Annotated in this window: 11 protein-coding genes and 2 riboswitches; of the genes, 5 read left to right on the top strand and 6 right to left on the bottom strand. The window is 68.2% G+C overall.

What is annotated here, in order from left to right:
• The first annotated feature begins 11 nt into the window (after positions 1 to 11).
• A riboswitch (glycine riboswitch) is annotated at positions 12 to 145 on the top strand.
• 27 nt (positions 146 to 172) lie between these two features.
• Positions 173 to 311, top strand: a riboswitch (glycine riboswitch).
• Positions 312 to 465: 154 nt separating this feature from the next.
• The 4 genes from gcvT to DES44_RS07440 all read left to right on the top strand — a co-directional run bounded on the left by gcvT (position 466) and on the right by DES44_RS07440 (position 6,555).
• A complete protein-coding gene (gcvT, locus tag DES44_RS07455) occupies positions 466 to 1,590 on the top strand; it encodes a glycine cleavage system aminomethyltransferase GcvT (protein ID WP_058935540.1) in 1,125 nt (374 codons plus the stop codon).
• A 40-nt stretch (positions 1,591 to 1,630) separates the two neighbouring features.
• Complete coding sequence (gene gcvH, locus DES44_RS07450) at positions 1,631 to 2,005, top strand: glycine cleavage system protein GcvH (protein WP_058935541.1); 375 nt, start codon at positions 1,631 to 1,633, stop codon at positions 2,003 to 2,005.
• Positions 2,006 to 2,162: 157 nt separating this feature from the next.
• Complete coding sequence (gcvP, locus tag DES44_RS07445; protein ID WP_058935542.1) at positions 2,163 to 5,051, top strand: aminomethyl-transferring glycine dehydrogenase; 2,889 nt, start codon at positions 2,163 to 2,165, stop codon at positions 5,049 to 5,051.
• 37 nt (positions 5,052 to 5,088) lie between these two features.
• Positions 5,089 to 6,555 carry an L-serine ammonia-lyase gene (locus DES44_RS07440; protein ID WP_058935543.1) on the top strand — a complete coding sequence of 489 codons (1,467 nt, stop codon included), beginning with the start codon at positions 5,089 to 5,091 and terminating at the stop codon, positions 6,553 to 6,555.
• Between the two features lie 60 nt (positions 6,556 to 6,615).
• On the opposite strand, the gene DES44_RS07435 is transcribed toward DES44_RS07440, so the two are convergent.
• The 6 genes from DES44_RS07435 to DES44_RS07410 all read right to left on the bottom strand — a co-directional run bounded on the left by DES44_RS07435 (position 6,616) and on the right by DES44_RS07410 (position 12,540).
• Entirely contained in the window at positions 6,616 to 7,737 is a 1,122-nt protein-coding gene (locus tag DES44_RS07435; RefSeq protein ID WP_058935544.1) for a patatin-like phospholipase family protein, read from the bottom strand.
• 98 nt (positions 7,738 to 7,835) lie between these two features.
• A complete protein-coding gene (locus DES44_RS07430) occupies positions 7,836 to 8,756 on the bottom strand; it encodes a substrate-binding periplasmic protein (RefSeq protein WP_083525663.1) in 921 nt (306 codons plus the stop codon).
• Between the two features lie 187 nt (positions 8,757 to 8,943).
• Positions 8,944 to 9,972 carry a TRAP transporter substrate-binding protein gene (locus tag DES44_RS07425; protein ID WP_058935546.1) on the bottom strand — a complete coding sequence of 343 codons (1,029 nt, stop codon included), beginning with the start codon at positions 9,970 to 9,972 and terminating at the stop codon, positions 8,944 to 8,946.
• A 62-nt stretch (positions 9,973 to 10,034) separates the two neighbouring features.
• Positions 10,035 to 11,336, bottom strand: a complete 1,302-nt coding sequence (locus tag DES44_RS07420; protein WP_058935547.1) for a TRAP transporter large permease — start codon at positions 11,334 to 11,336, stop codon at positions 10,035 to 10,037.
• Positions 11,336 to 11,785 (bottom strand): TRAP transporter small permease, encoded by a 450-nt coding sequence (locus DES44_RS07415; RefSeq protein ID WP_116001429.1) that lies wholly within the window; start codon positions 11,783 to 11,785, stop codon positions 11,336 to 11,338. Before DES44_RS07415 ends, DES44_RS07420 begins: the two co-directional genes overlap by 1 nt.
• 116 nt (positions 11,786 to 11,901) lie before the next feature.
• Entirely contained in the window at positions 11,902 to 12,540 is a 639-nt protein-coding gene (locus DES44_RS07410; RefSeq protein ID WP_310732340.1) for a gluconokinase, read from the bottom strand.
• 262 nt (positions 12,541 to 12,802) lie between these two features.
• On the opposite strand from DES44_RS07410, the gene gntR reads away from it, so the two are divergent.
• Positions 12,803 to 13,828 carry an HTH-type transcriptional regulator GntR gene (gene gntR / locus DES44_RS07405; RefSeq protein WP_058935548.1) on the top strand — a complete coding sequence of 342 codons (1,026 nt, stop codon included), beginning with the start codon at positions 12,803 to 12,805 and terminating at the stop codon, positions 13,826 to 13,828.
• Positions 13,829 to 13,985 lie beyond the last annotated feature (157 nt).

Genomic DNA, 13,985 nt, shown 5'->3' with positions numbered 1-13,985 from the left:
CCATGACTACAATGCGCGAGTCAGGAGAGAGTTCCCGCGCTCGCGAGCCCGGGAGCCGCCGAAGGCGCAGTGGCATCCCCCCGTAGCGGTCAATCCCATCGGGACCGTGCTGCGAACGCTCAGGCAAAAGGACTGGCAAGACGTTGGCCGTGCCGCCCCCAGCGGCGCACCGGCGTTCCTCACTGGAGAGAGGCGGGGTGGACCGGGGCCGCAAGCCCGGGTTGAGCTCGCCCACCGAAGGGGCAAGCCACGGACAGGCAGTTGCGCGTCCGGCGGCCAATCTCTCAGGTAAAGCGGACAGCGAGGGCATCCCCCATTTCAGCCCGCCAGCGGCGGCGACTGGAAGACCGGCATTCCGACCCCTGCAAGGCAGTGGATTCGGGGGCCCGGTCGATCAGACGCCCTCGGACGCCCCCAGGCGCCCGCTGCGGACGAAATGGCTTCCAGATCGCCCCGGAGACTTTCATGTCCGCTGACACTGCTGCCCTGCTCAAGACCCCGCTGCATGCCCTGCACCTCGAACTCGGCGCCAAGATGGTGCCCTTCGCTGGTTACGACATGCCGGTGCAATACCCCACCGGGGTGATGACCGAGCACCGCCACACCCGCACGGCGGCCGGCCTGTTCGACGTGTCCCACATGGGCCAGGTGCTGCTGGTGGGTGATGACGCTGCAGCCGCCCTGGAAACCCTGGTGCCGGTGGACATCGTGGGTCTGGAACTGTTCAAGCAGCGTTATGCGCTGTTCACCGATGACAACGGCGGCATCCTGGACGACCTGATGGTCGCCCGCCGTACCGATGGCTTGTTCGTGGTGGTCAATGCCGGCTGCCGGGACCAGGACATCGCCCACATGCAAAAACACTTGGGTGGCCGCTGTGAAGTGCGCCCCCTGCCGGACCAGGCGCTGCTGGCGCTGCAAGGTCCGCAAGCCGTGACCGCCCTGTCCCGCCTGAATCCGGACGTTGCCAAGCTGGTCTTCATGACCGGCGGTTTCTTCGACCTGGACGGCATCCCCACCTTCGTGACCCGCTCCGGCTACACCGGCGAAGACGGCTACGAAATCTCGGTCGCCGCCGACCGTTCGGTGGAACTGGCCCGCAAGCTGCTGGCCCAGCCCGAGGTCAAGCCCATTGGCCTGGGCGCCCGCGACTCCCTGCGCCTGGAAGCCGGCCTGTGCCTCTACGGCCATGACATCGACACCACCACCACCCCGGTCGAGGCCTCGCTGACCTGGGCCATCCAGAAGGTGCGCCGCGCCGGTGGCGAACGTGCCGGCGGTTATCCCGGCGCCGCCGTGGTGGACCGCCAGCTGGCCGAAGGCGCCAGCCGCAAGCGGGTGGGTCTGGTGGGCAGCGAACGCATGCCGGTGCGCGAAGGCGCCAAGCTGGTGAACGAAGCCGGCGAGGAAGTCGGCGTGGTCACCAGCGGCACGCTGGGCCCCACGGTCAACAAGCCGGTGGCCCTGGCCTATGTCACCAAGGCCCATGCGGCCCTGGGCACCCAGCTCTTCGCCCTGGTGCGTGACAAGCGCACCCCGATGACGGTCGCTTCCACGCCGTTCACGCCCAACGGATACTTCCGCGGCTGATTTCTTTCTTCTTTCCGCCCTTTTTCTGACGGAGCCTTCCATGACCATCAAGTACACCCCCGACCACGAATGGGTCGAGATCCACGGCGACGGCACTGCCACCGTGGGGATTACCGTGCATGCCCAGGACGCCCTGGGTGACGTGGTGTTCGTGGACCTGCCCGAAGTGGGCAAGGCCTATGCCGCCAAGGAAGTGGCAGGCGTGGTGGAGTCGGTGAAAGCCGCCGCTGACGTCTACGCTCCGGTCTCCGGCGAAATCGTGGAAGTCAACGAGTCGCTGCGCGACGACCCCTCGCTGGCCAACTCCGACCCGCTCAAGGCCGGCTGGTTCTTCAAGGTCAAGCTGTCCAATGCCGCCGAGCTGGACGGCCTGATGGACAGCACCGCCTACGACGAACTGCTGAAGAACAGCTGATCCAGCGGTCCCCGGACCAGGAGTGGCGGGCCCCAGGCCCTGGCCGCTCCGCGGTCCGGACGCCCCGCTGCTCGCGCTCAGCCTGCTGTCCCCGCTGTCCACCGCCTGCCCCGCCCCTCGCCGGCCGCCCGCCTCACCGCCCTTCAGGATCGCCGCCATGTCCGCCCTGCCCTCCTTCGCCGAACTCGAGAACAACAGCGAGTTCCATGCCCGCCACATCGGCCCGGATGCCGCCGATGAAGCCCTGATGCTGTCCGCCATCGGCGCCGCTTCGCGCGAAGCGCTGATCGACGCCATCGTGCCCGCCAGCATCAAGCGCGCCGCGCGCATGGACCTGCCTGAAGCCGTCACCGAGGCGCAGGCGCTGGCCCAGCTCAAGGAGATCGCCAGCCGCAACCAGTTGCTCAAGAGCTTCATTGGCCAGGGCTACTACGGCACGCTGACGCCGGGCGTGATCCTGCGCAACATCCTCGAGAACCCCGCCTGGTACACCGCCTACACGCCCTACCAGGCTGAGATCTCGCAGGGCCGCATGGAGGCGCTGGTGAATTTCCAGACCATGGTCTGCGACCTGACCGGCCTGGCCATCGCCAACGCCTCGATGCTGGACGAAGCCACCGCCGCCGCCGAAGCCATGACGCTGGCCGCCCGGGTGGGCAAGAGCAAGAGCCAGGTGTTCTTCGTGGCGGACGACGTGCTGCCCCAGACTCTGGAAGTCATCCGCACCCGCGCCGAGCCCCTGGGCATCACGGTGCAGGTGGGCCCGGCTGAAGACGCCGGCAAGTCTGACTGCTTCGGCGCCCTGGTGCAGTACCCCGGCGTGAACGGCCAGATTCGTCCGCTGCAGGCCATCGCGGATGCCGTGCATGCCCGCAGCGGCCTGCTGGTGGTCGCCGCCGACCTGCTGGCCCTCACCCTGATCAAGGCGCCGGGTGAACAAGGCGCCGACATTGCCGTCGGCACCACCCAGCGCTTCGGCATGCCGATGGGCGCTGGCGGCCCGCACGCGGCCTACATGGCCTGCCGGGACGAATTCAAGCGCAGCCTGCCGGGCCGCCTGGTGGGTGTGTCGGTGGACAGCCACGGCAAGCCGGCCTACCGCCTGTCGCTGCAAACCCGCGAGCAGCACATCCGCCGCGAGAAGGCCACCTCCAACATCTGTACCGCCCAGGTGCTGCCGGCCGTGGTCGCCAGCATGTATGCGGTCTATCACGGCCCGCAGGGCCTCAAGCGCATCGCCCAGCGCGTGGCCGGCTACACCGCCGTTCTGGCCAAGGGCCTGGCGGACCTGGGCCTGTCGCTGGCCCATGAAGCCGCTTTCGACACGCTGCATGTCCGCACCGGTGCCCGCACCTCGGCCATCCTGGCGGCTGCCGTGGCCGCCGGCATGAACCTGCGCCGTGCCAGCGACGACAGCATCAGCCTGTCGCTGGACGAAACCACCAGCCGCGCCGACCTGCAGGCCCTGCTGACCGTCTTCGCCGACGGCCGCAAGGTGGCGGACGCCTTCGCCGGTGCCGCGTCGGTCCAGGCCCTGATCCCGGCCGACCTAGTGCGCACCAGCGCCTACATGACCCATCCGGTCTTCAACCGCCACCACTCCGAAACCGAGATGCTGCGCTACATCCGCCAGCTGTCGGACAAGGACCTGGCGCTGGACCGCAGCATGATCCCGCTGGGCTCGTGCACCATGAAGCTGAACGCGACCAGCGAGATGATCCCCATCACCTGGCCCGAGTTTGCCCAGGTGCATCCGTTCGCCCCTCAGGACCAGTTGCAGGGCTACGCCCAACTGGACCAGCAGCTGACCGCCTGGCTGTGCCAGGCCACCGGTTATGCCGGCGTGTCGCTGCAGCCCAATGCCGGCTCGCAAGGCGAATATGCCGGCCTGCTGATCATCAAGGCCTGGCATGAGTCGCGCGGTGACGCCCATCGCAAGATCTGCCTGATTCCGGAATCGGCCCACGGCACCAACCCCGCGTCCGCCCAGATGGTCGGCATGCAGGTGGTGGTGACCAAGTGCGACAAGGAAGGCAACATCGACCTGGCCGACCTGAAGGCCAAGTGCGAGCAGCACAGCGCCCAACTGGCCGCGATCATGATCACCTATCCCTCCACCTATGGCGTGTTCGACACCCATGTGAAGGAGATCTGCGCCCTGGTGCATGAGCATGGTGGCCGTGTCTACGTGGACGGTGCCAACATGAATGCCCTGGTGGGCGTGGCAGCGCCTGGCCAGTTCGGCGGCGACGTGTCCCACCTGAACCTGCACAAGACCTTCTGCATCCCCCACGGCGGTGGCGGCCCGGGCGTGGGTCCGGTCTGCGTGGTGGAGGACCTGGTGCCCTTCCTGCCGGCGCATCGCAGCGCGGGCCTGGGCACGGACACGGCCATCGGCGCGGTCAGCGCCGCTCCGCTGGGCAATGCGGCGGTGCTGCCGATCTCCTGGATGTACATCCGCATGATGGGCGAGGCCGGCCTGACCGCCGCCACCGAAACCGCCATCCTGTCGGCCAACTACGTGGCGGCCCGCCTGGCCGGCCATTACGACATCCACTTCAGCGGCAACATCGACGGCCTGAAGGGCGGCGGCGTGGCGCACGAGTGCATCCTGGACCTGCGCCCCCTGAAGGACAGCAGCGGCATCTCTGCCGAAGACGTGGCCAAGCGCCTGATCGACTACGGCTTCCATGCCCCGACGCTGTCGTTCCCGGTGGCCGGCACGCTGATGGTCGAGCCGACCGAGAGCGAATCGAAGTTCGAGCTGGACCGCTTCATCGCGGCGATGATCCAGATCCGCGAGGAGATCCGCAAGGTCGAATCCGGCAGCTGGACCCGTGAGGACAACCCGCTCGTCAATGCCCCGCACACCGCGGAAAGCCTGCTCAAGACCGAATGGACCCATGGCTACAGCCGGGACGAGGCCGCCTATCCGGTGGCTGCCCTGCGCCAGGTGAAGTACTGGTCGCCGGTGGGCCGCGTGGACAACGTCTACGGCGACCGCAACCTGGTGTGCAGCTGCCCGCCGGTGTCGGACTACCAGTAACTCTCAGCCCACGGGCTGAGCACAGCGGGGTGCCTGCATGGCCGTCTCAGTATTTGATCTCTTCAAGATCGGCATCGGGCCGTCCAGCTCGCACACCGTCGGCCCGATGCGGGCGGCGCGGCTGTTCGTGCAGCGCCTGCGGCACGAAGGCCAGCTGGACCGCACGGTGCGGGTCGCCACGGCGCTCTACGGATCGCTCGGGGCCACCGGCAAGGGGCACGGCAGCGACAAGGCCGTGCTGCTGGGCCTGGCCGGCCATGAGCCGGACACGGTGGATGTCGAGAGCATCCCTGCCATCCTGGAAGAGATCCGGGGCCGCAAGCGCGTGGCCCTGGGCGGCGAGCATGAGATCGCGTTCGACGAGGCGCGGGACCTGGTGCTCTACCGGCGCCAGAGCCTGCCGCTGCATGCCAACGGCATGCGGCTGATCGCCTTCGATGCGGACGGCAACGAGCTGCAGAACCGGGTGTACTACTCGGTGGGCGGCGGCTTCGTGGTGACGGAAGAGGTGCTGGCCGATGGCTCGCGCCAGAAGCAGATCGCCCCGGACACCACCGTGCTGCCCTACCCCTTCAAGACCGGGGCGGAGCTGCTGGCGCTGACGGAGCGGGAGCAGTGCTCCATTGCCGAGATCATGCGCCGCAATGAAGGCCATTGGCGCAGCGATGAAGAGACCCGCGCCGGCCTGCTGAACATCTGGCGCGTGATGCAGAGCTGCGTGCAGCGCGGCTGCCGGACCGAAGGCATCTTGCCGGGCGGCTTCAAGGTGCGACGCCGGGCCGCCCAGTTGCACCGGGAACTGACCAGCGATGCGGAAGCGGCGCTGCGCGACCCGCTGCAGGTGATGGACTGGGTCAACCTCTACGCGCTGGCGGTCAACGAGGAGAACGCGGCTGGGGGTCGCGTGGTGACGGCGCCAACCAACGGCGCGGCCGGCATCATTCCCGCCGTGCTGCACTACTACGCCCGCTTCGTGAATCCCCCGCCGCCCGCCCCCCGCGGCGGCACAGACGCCACCAGTGCGGGCCCCGGCGGACGGACCAATCCTGCCCTGGGCGCGCATGAGGACGGCATCATCGACTTCCTGCTGACGGCCGCGGCCATCGGCATCCTCTACAAGGAAAACGCCTCCATCTCGGGCGCCGAAGTCGGCTGCCAGGGCGAGGTGGGCGTGGCCTGCTCCATGGCCGCGGCGGCGCTGTGCGCGGTGATGGGCGGCACGCCGGCCCAGGTGGAGAATGCCGCGGAAATCGGCATGGAACACCATCTGGGCCTGACCTGCGACCCGGTGGGCGGACTCGTGCAGATTCCCTGCATCGAGCGCAATGCGATCGCGTCGGTCAAGGCCATCAATGCAGCCCGCATGGCACTGCGCGGCGATGGCACCCACCATGTGAGCCTGGACAAGGTCATCAAGACGATGCGGGAGACCGGCGCGGACATGATGACCAAGTACAAGGAAACGGCCCGCGGCGGGCTGGCGGTGAACATCGTCGAGTGCTGAGGGCCCCTGCGGTGCCTCCGCCGGAGCGCCGCATCCACCGCCAGGGCGGAATGCCGCGGCTCAGGACGTCCCGCCGGACTTGTCCCCATCCAGCGGCAGCTTCTGCAAGCGGTTGGTCAGGAACACCTCGCCGATGTCCAGCGTGCTCTCCTGCCCCACCCGCTTGCCGCAGTCCTTCAGCCAGCGCTGCGCAGCGGCGCGCCCCAGCTCGAAGAGCGTGGTCAGCAGCCGCCAGTCGGTGTTGAGCTTGCTGGAGGCGCCAAACGGTGCCAGCCCGGCCTCATCCGCCACGCGGTGCAGCCGCATGGCCTTGTAGTGGGTCGGATCCACCCGCCGGTCCCGCAGCAGCCGCTGCACGAAGGCGATGGCCCGCAGTTCCGCCACCAGGCTGGCGTTGAAGGTGATCTCGTTGATGCGGTCGTCGATCTCGGCCGCGGTCTTGGGAATGCCGTCGTGCTCGCGTGGGTTGATCTGCACCAGCAGCACGTCGTCGGTGTGGGTGCCGTAGACCAGGGGCCACAGGGCCGGATTGCCGGAGAAGCCGCCGTCCCAGTACGGCTCCCCGTCGATGACGATGGTCTGCGCGCTGCGCGGCAGGCAGGCCGACGCCATCAGCGCTTCGATGCTCAGGTCGCCGTCGCTGAACACCCGCGGCTGGCCGGTACGGACCGAGGTGGCGGTGACAAAGACCTTGATGGGCCCCTTGCGCAGGGCCTCTTCGTCCACATGCTGGCGCACGATGTCCCGCAGGGGGTCCAGATTGAAGGGATTGAGCTGATACGGGCTCCACAGCCGCAGCCATGCGTCCCAGGCCAGGGCCGCCGGCCAGGCGCTGCGGTTATAGGCCCAGGCGGGCGGCGCGGTGCTGCCGGCGGGGCCGGACGGCGTCACCTCGCCCATCATGCCGAAGCAGGCAGGCACGCCCGACACCGCCTGCCAGAACGCCCGGAGCGCCTGCCGGGCCCCGTCCGCGCCTCCCTGCGCATAGCCGGTGGCCAGCACGGCGGCATTCATCGCGCCCGCGCTGGTGCCGGAGACGCCGTCAAAGCGCATGGTGCCGTCCTCCAGCAACGCATCCAGCACGCCCCAGGTGAAGGCGCCATGGGAGCCGCCGCCTTGCAGCGCAAGATCCAGGGGCCGGCTGGGCGTGTCCGGGGCTCGGGGATGGGAGGGTGACGCCATGGTGTGCTCTCCAGAGGACGTCTGGAATATAGCCGCGCCGGATTCGCGCCGGATGACAGGGCTCCCCTGCCCCGTCACTCGCCCGTGGGAGGCACCGCTCAGCGCAGCGGCAGCAAGGGCTCGTTGGGCAGCCAGCGCTTGTAGATGGCCTGGAAAGTGCCGTCCCGCTTGAGCTCCTGCAAACGCGCCTGCCAGGCCGTCACCGTGGCCTTGGGCGTGCTGAGGGAAAAGGCGATGTAGCCGTCGTTGACGGCGAAGCTGAACAGTTCACGGATCTGGGACGGCTTGACGCCAGCCAGCGCCAGCGTCTGCGGCATGCTGACCCGCTCCCCCGCCAGCAGCGGGGCCCGCCCGGCCATCAGCATGCGCACGCCCTGCACCGGGTCGCTCACGGTTTGCAGGTTGCGAAAGCCTTGCGTGCGCAGTTGCTGGGCGGTGTACCAGTCCCGGACCACCAGGATGCGGCTGGCGTGGCGGGCATCGTCCAGGGTGCGGGTCTGCACCGGGACCCCCGAGCGGGCGTAGAAGGTGCTGCGAAACTGCACCAGCGGACCGACCCACTGGAACAGGGATTCCCGCTCCGGGATACGGGCCGTGGCGAACAGCGCCGTCGGTGTCTGCTCCTGCGCCTCCCGGAAGGCCCGGGCCCAGGGCAGGACTTCGATCGGCAGGTCCTGCCCCAGCCGCTGCTGGATGGCCTGCACGATCTCCACGGTCAGGCCGCGAGGCCTGCCGTTTTCGCTGAAGTTGATCGGTGGAAACTCTTCGGTCAGCAGACGCAGGGAGGCGGGCATCGACGCGAGGTCGACGGCGCCTGGGCCGGAGGCACTGCCGGGGGTGACCGCATGGCCGCTGGCGCTGCCGGACGTGCTGGCACCGCTGAAGCTGCTCATGCCACTGCCGCGGCTGATGTTGCCGCTGCCGCCGCTGCTGCCGTTGCCGCCCGTCGCCGCCATCAGGGAAGCCGCCGGCGAGGCCAGACAGGCCAACCCCATCGCCGCCACATGTCGTCGCTGCATACCTGATCGTCCGAAGCCGAAAGTACCGTGGTGTTGGCCGACGATGATAGGGGCGGACCGCAGCCGCTGCGCATCCGCCCCCCGTGCAGAACACACATCCAGGCGGGATGTGTGCGGTGCGTCCCAGCTATGACCCGCCTTGGTTGCAGTCTTGGCTGGCGCCTTGGCTGCAGCCTTACTTGCCGGGTTACTTGCCGCCGCGCAGCTTGCTCAGCTGGGCCTGGGTCTCGTTCCACAGGTCCATGCCCACCTGCGCCGCCACCCCGGCATTCACCCGGGTGAGCTTGTCGCGCATGCGGGCGGCCTCGGCCGGGCTCAGCTCATTGACCTGCATGCCCTTGGCCTTGAGCGCCGCCAGGGCCTTGGCCGCCTCGTCCCGCGTGTCCTTGCGCTCGAAGTCGCGGCTGGCCACGGCGGCCTTCTGCAGCACCGCCTTTTCGTCCTTGGACAGGCCGTCCCAGAACTTCTTGCTCACCGTCACGATCCACGGGCTGTAGACGTGGTTGGTGATGGTCAGGTACTTCTGCACCTCGAAGAACTTGGCCGACAAAATCGTGTTGTAGGGGTTCTCCTGGCCGTCCACCGCATTGGTTTCCAGGGCGGTGAAGAGCTCCGAATACGGCAGCGGCACGGCATTGGCGCCGAGCTGCTTGAAGCTGTCCAGGAAGACGTTGTTCTGCATGACGCGCAGCTTGATGCCGTCCAGGTCTTCCAGCTTGGTGACCGGGCGCTTGCTGTTGGTCAGGTTGCGGAAACCGTTCTCCCAGTACACCAGGCCCACCATGCCCTTCTCTTCCAGCTTGGCGCGGACCTTGTCGCCCACCGGGCCGTCCAGCAGGGCGTCGGCCTCACGGGTGTTGTTGATCAGGAAGGGCGTGTCCCACAGGGCCATTTCCTTGGCGATGCCCACCAGCGTGGCGGTGGAGCCCACCATCATTTCCTGCGCGCCGCCGATCAGGGCCTGCTGCATCTGCGTGTCCGGCCCCAGGGCCGCGCCGCCGATGGCCCGCACCTTCATCTTGCCGCCGGAGAGCTTCTGCACCTCGTCGGCGAACACCTTCACCGCGCGGCCCTGGTTGCTGTTCTCGGCCAGGCCGTAGCCGAAGCGGATCAGGCGCGGCTTGATGTCCTGGGCAGCGGCGGGCAGTGCAGCCAGCACCAGGGAGGCGGCAGCGGCCGCGAGGGTCAGACGACGACGAATCGGGGAGCAGTTCATGGGAGTCTCCTTGTTGGACCTGGATCGGCCTTGATGAATTCTGTGGGTCGTGAAGAGCGGGCTCAGCGCCACCAGTGCATCGGCACCGTGACCAGCGCGGGGAAGCAGGTGAAGGCCACCAGGATGATCACGTAGGTGAGCAGGAACGGGTTCACCCCCTTGATCACCTGATGCATGGTCAGCCGCCCCACCCCCGCCACGACGTTGAGCACCGTGCCCACCGGCGGGGTAATCAGGCCGATGGCGCCGTTGAGCACGAACATCAAGCCGAAGTAGACCGGATCGATGCCAGCCTTCACCGCGATGGGCAGCATCACCGGCGCGAAGATCAGGATGGTAGGCGTGAGGTCCAGCGCGGTGCCGATGAGCACCAGCAGCACCATCATCAGCGCCATCAGCAGCCGTGGGGATTCGATCAGCCCGCCCAGCCATTGCGTCAGCACGCCCGGCAGGTCGGCCAGGGTGATCATGTAGCTGGCCACCTGCGCGCCGGCGCACAGGAACATCACCACCGCGGTGGTCTTGGCCGCCCGCACCAGCACGCCATGCAACTGGCCCACCGACATCTCGCGATGCACCACGAAGCTGATGACCAGCGCATAAAACGCCGCCACCACCGCCGCTTCCGTCGGGGTGAAGATGCCGGACTTCATGCCGCCGATGATGATCACCGGCATCAACAGCGCCCAGAAGGCCTTGAAGGTGGCCCGCAGGCGGTCGTCCCAGGACAGTGCCTGGCCTTCCGGCAGATTCAGCTTGCGCAGTTGCAGTTTCCAGGCGACCAGCAGCCCGATGCCCATGAACAGTCCGGGCACGATGCCCGACACGAACAGCGCCGAGATGGAGGTGTTGGTCGTCACCCCATAGATCACGAAGGGCATCGACGGCGGAATGATGGGCGCGATGATGCCGCCCGAGGCGATCAGCCCCGCCGACGTGGCCATGGGGTAGCCATGGCGCTGCATCATCGGCAGCAGGATGGTGGCCAGCGCGGCCGTGTCGGCCAGGGCCGAGCCACTCATGCTGGCCATCAGCACCGCGGCGCCGATGGCCACGAAACCCAGGCCACCGCGGATGTGTCCCACCCAGGCCTGCGCCATCTCGATGATGCGCCGGCTGATGCCGCCCGCATTCATCAGCTCCCCGGCCAGGATGAAGAACGGCACGGCCAGCAGCGGGAAACTGTCGATGCCGGCCACCAGGTTCTGCGCCAGCAGCTGGGTGTCCCAGAAGTCCAGGGCCCAGGCCATGCCGGCGCCGGTCAGCACCAGGGCAAAGGCCATGGGAATGCCCAGGCCCATCAGGACCAGCATGCCGGCCACGAAGATGATGAAGGACAGGGCTTCGTTGCTGATGCCGGTCATCACTCGACCTCCAGTTCATGATCGAGATTCAGCGGCTTGCCGCGCACCAGTTGCCACAGCGCCATCACGGCGATCAGCACGCAGCTGATCAGCGCCGGCAGCGGCAGCAAGGCGTTGGAGTAGCCCAGCACCACCGAGCGGCTGTCCAGGCCCACGACGACCTGCTGCCAGGCGCCCCAGGCCACCATGCCGGCGGCCGCCACCACCGCCAGGCGGATCAGCTTGGCGATGACCAGGATCAGCGTGCGGCGCCGGCGCAGCGGCAGCAGCAAACTGGTGAAGGCCATGTGCTCGCCCAGCGGATAAGCCGCCGTGGCGCCGATGAAGACCATCCAGACGAACAGCAGGCGGGAGAGCTCTTCACTGGCCGCCACGCCGCTGCCAAAGCCGTAGCGCAGCACGACGTTCACGAACACGGCCAGCGCCATCACAGCCAGGCACAGGGCCATGGCGCCTTCGGCCAGACGGAGCCAGAACGGGCGGGGACCAGGGTCGCCATGCGGCGTCGGCGGGACCGGAGGAAGGGCGGGACCGGAGGCCACCGGCGCGGAGGAGGATGAGGGCGTCATAGGCCGGACTCCTTGGGGGAGGACACTTGCTCGGCGATGCTAGGCGGCACGTCGGCAGGCGGGGAAACAGGGGTAAGACTCGCCGCACCGGCGCGGGTGTCGTCAGCGGCATGAGCGGCGGCCACCAGTTGCTGACGCTGCGCCAGGATCGCAGCCACTTGCGCATCCAGCGGCAGGTCGGCCGACACCGTCATCACACCGGCCTCACCCACGGGCGATTCCAGCGTGGCGAACTGGCTGTCCACCAGGCTCGCAGGAAAGATATGGCCGGAGGCACGCGCGGCGACCCGCGTCAGGGCCAGGCTGCGGCTGATGTCGATGAACACGAACTGCAGCGGCGGATGGGCCGCGCGAAGACGGTCCCGGTACACCCGCTTGAGCGCCGAGCAACTCAGCACCACCGGCCCGGGGGCCTGCAACAGTGCGCCGAGGCGGTCCAGCCAGCCCCAGCGGTCCTCGTCGGTCAGCGGCTGGCCGGCCTGCATCTTGGCAATGGAGGCGGGGGAATGGTGCGCGTCGCCTTCAATGAAGGGCCACTTCAGGTGACGGGCCAGGGCTTCGCCCACGCTCGTCTTGCCGCAGCCCGCCACCCCCATCACCACGATGGAGGCGCAGCCGTTCTCTTGTTCAGCCATGCTCACTGGCCCTTCTTCTTCACCATCCCCAGATGGGATAGCGCTGTCCCGTTATCGAAAAAGAGACGGCGAAGCCTTCGCCGTCCGGTTGTCTCCGTGAGGTCGTCCCCAGCTTCCCACGGAATGTGCATGGGTCGCGCTGGATCGCCTCGCCCCCCTCGCGTCGGCGTGGCAGCCTAGGGCTTCCACCGCTCGTGAGCACGATTGGGTAGCGCTATCCTACGCCGGACCGCCACGCACCTTGCTAGGGAAACTACGCACCATGAGTCAGCCTTCCGCCCCAAAACGACGCCGCGCCACCGGGCGGGTGACCTTGCAGGATGTGGCTGTGGCGGCGGGTGTGAGCCCGATCACCGCGTCGCGCGCCCTACGGGGGGAACGCGGCGTCGCGGCGGATCTGGTGGAGCGGGTGCAGGTGGCCGTGCGGGAGCTGGGCTATGTGCCGGACCCGGCCGCACGCGCGCTGGCCTCGGCCAAGAGCAACCAGGTGGTGCTGCTGGTGCCGCTGCTGTCCAACGCGCTGTTCGTGGATCTGCTGGATGCGGCGCAGCGCACGCTGCTGCAGGCCGGCTACCAGAGCATGATCGGCGTGACGCACTACCAGCCGGAGGAAGAGGAAGCGCTGCTGCGCACCTATTTGATGAACCGTCCGGCCGGGCTGCTGGTCACCGGCTTCGACCGCACCGACACGGCCCGCAGCCTGCTGCAGGGCAGCGGCGTGCCCTGCGTGCATCTGATGGAGAACCGCGCGGGCGACGGTTTGTATTCGGTGGGCTTCTCGCAGGAGGACGCCGGCCGTGCGATGACGCAGGCGCTGATGGACAAGGGCTACCGGCGCATTGCCTTCGCCGCGGCGCAATTGGACCCACGCACCTTGCAGCGGGCCACGGGCTACCGGGCGGCGCTGGGCGCATTGCATGACCCGAAGCTGGAGTTCATGGATGCCGCGCCCTCGTCGTTCGCACTGGGTGCGCAGATGTTCGACCGCGTGCTGGCCCAGGCGCCGGAGGTGGACGCGATCTTCTTCAACAACGACGACCTGGCCCAGGGCGCCCTGCTCCAGGCCCTGCGGCGCGGCATTGCGGTGCCGACCCAGGTGGCGGTGGCGGGCTTCAACGACCTGATCGGCGGCGAGCAGATGTTGCCGCCGCTCTCGACGGTCCGCACGCCCCGCGGCGAGATCGGCCTGAAGGCAGCGGAGATGCTGATTGCGCTGATGCGCGGCGAGCCGGTGGAGCAGCCCTGCGTGGACCTGGGGTTTGAGCTGCTGATGCGCGGCAGTTGCTGATGTGCAGCAGTGACTGATTCGGCAGCAGTGACAGGTTCGGTCGCTGCTGATTCGGCAACTGCCGCATCGAGGCACCGGCGCATCGAGGCACCGGCGCATCAACGAAAAAAAGCGGGGCTCAGCCCCGCTTCTTCATGGTCCAGCCTCGCTGGCGATG

The sequence above is a fragment of the Roseateles depolymerans genome (assembly GCF_003387155.1).
Lineage (GTDB): Bacteria > Pseudomonadota > Gammaproteobacteria > Burkholderiales > Burkholderiaceae_C > Roseateles > Roseateles depolymerans.
This window is presented reverse-complemented; position numbering and strand designations above follow the sequence as displayed.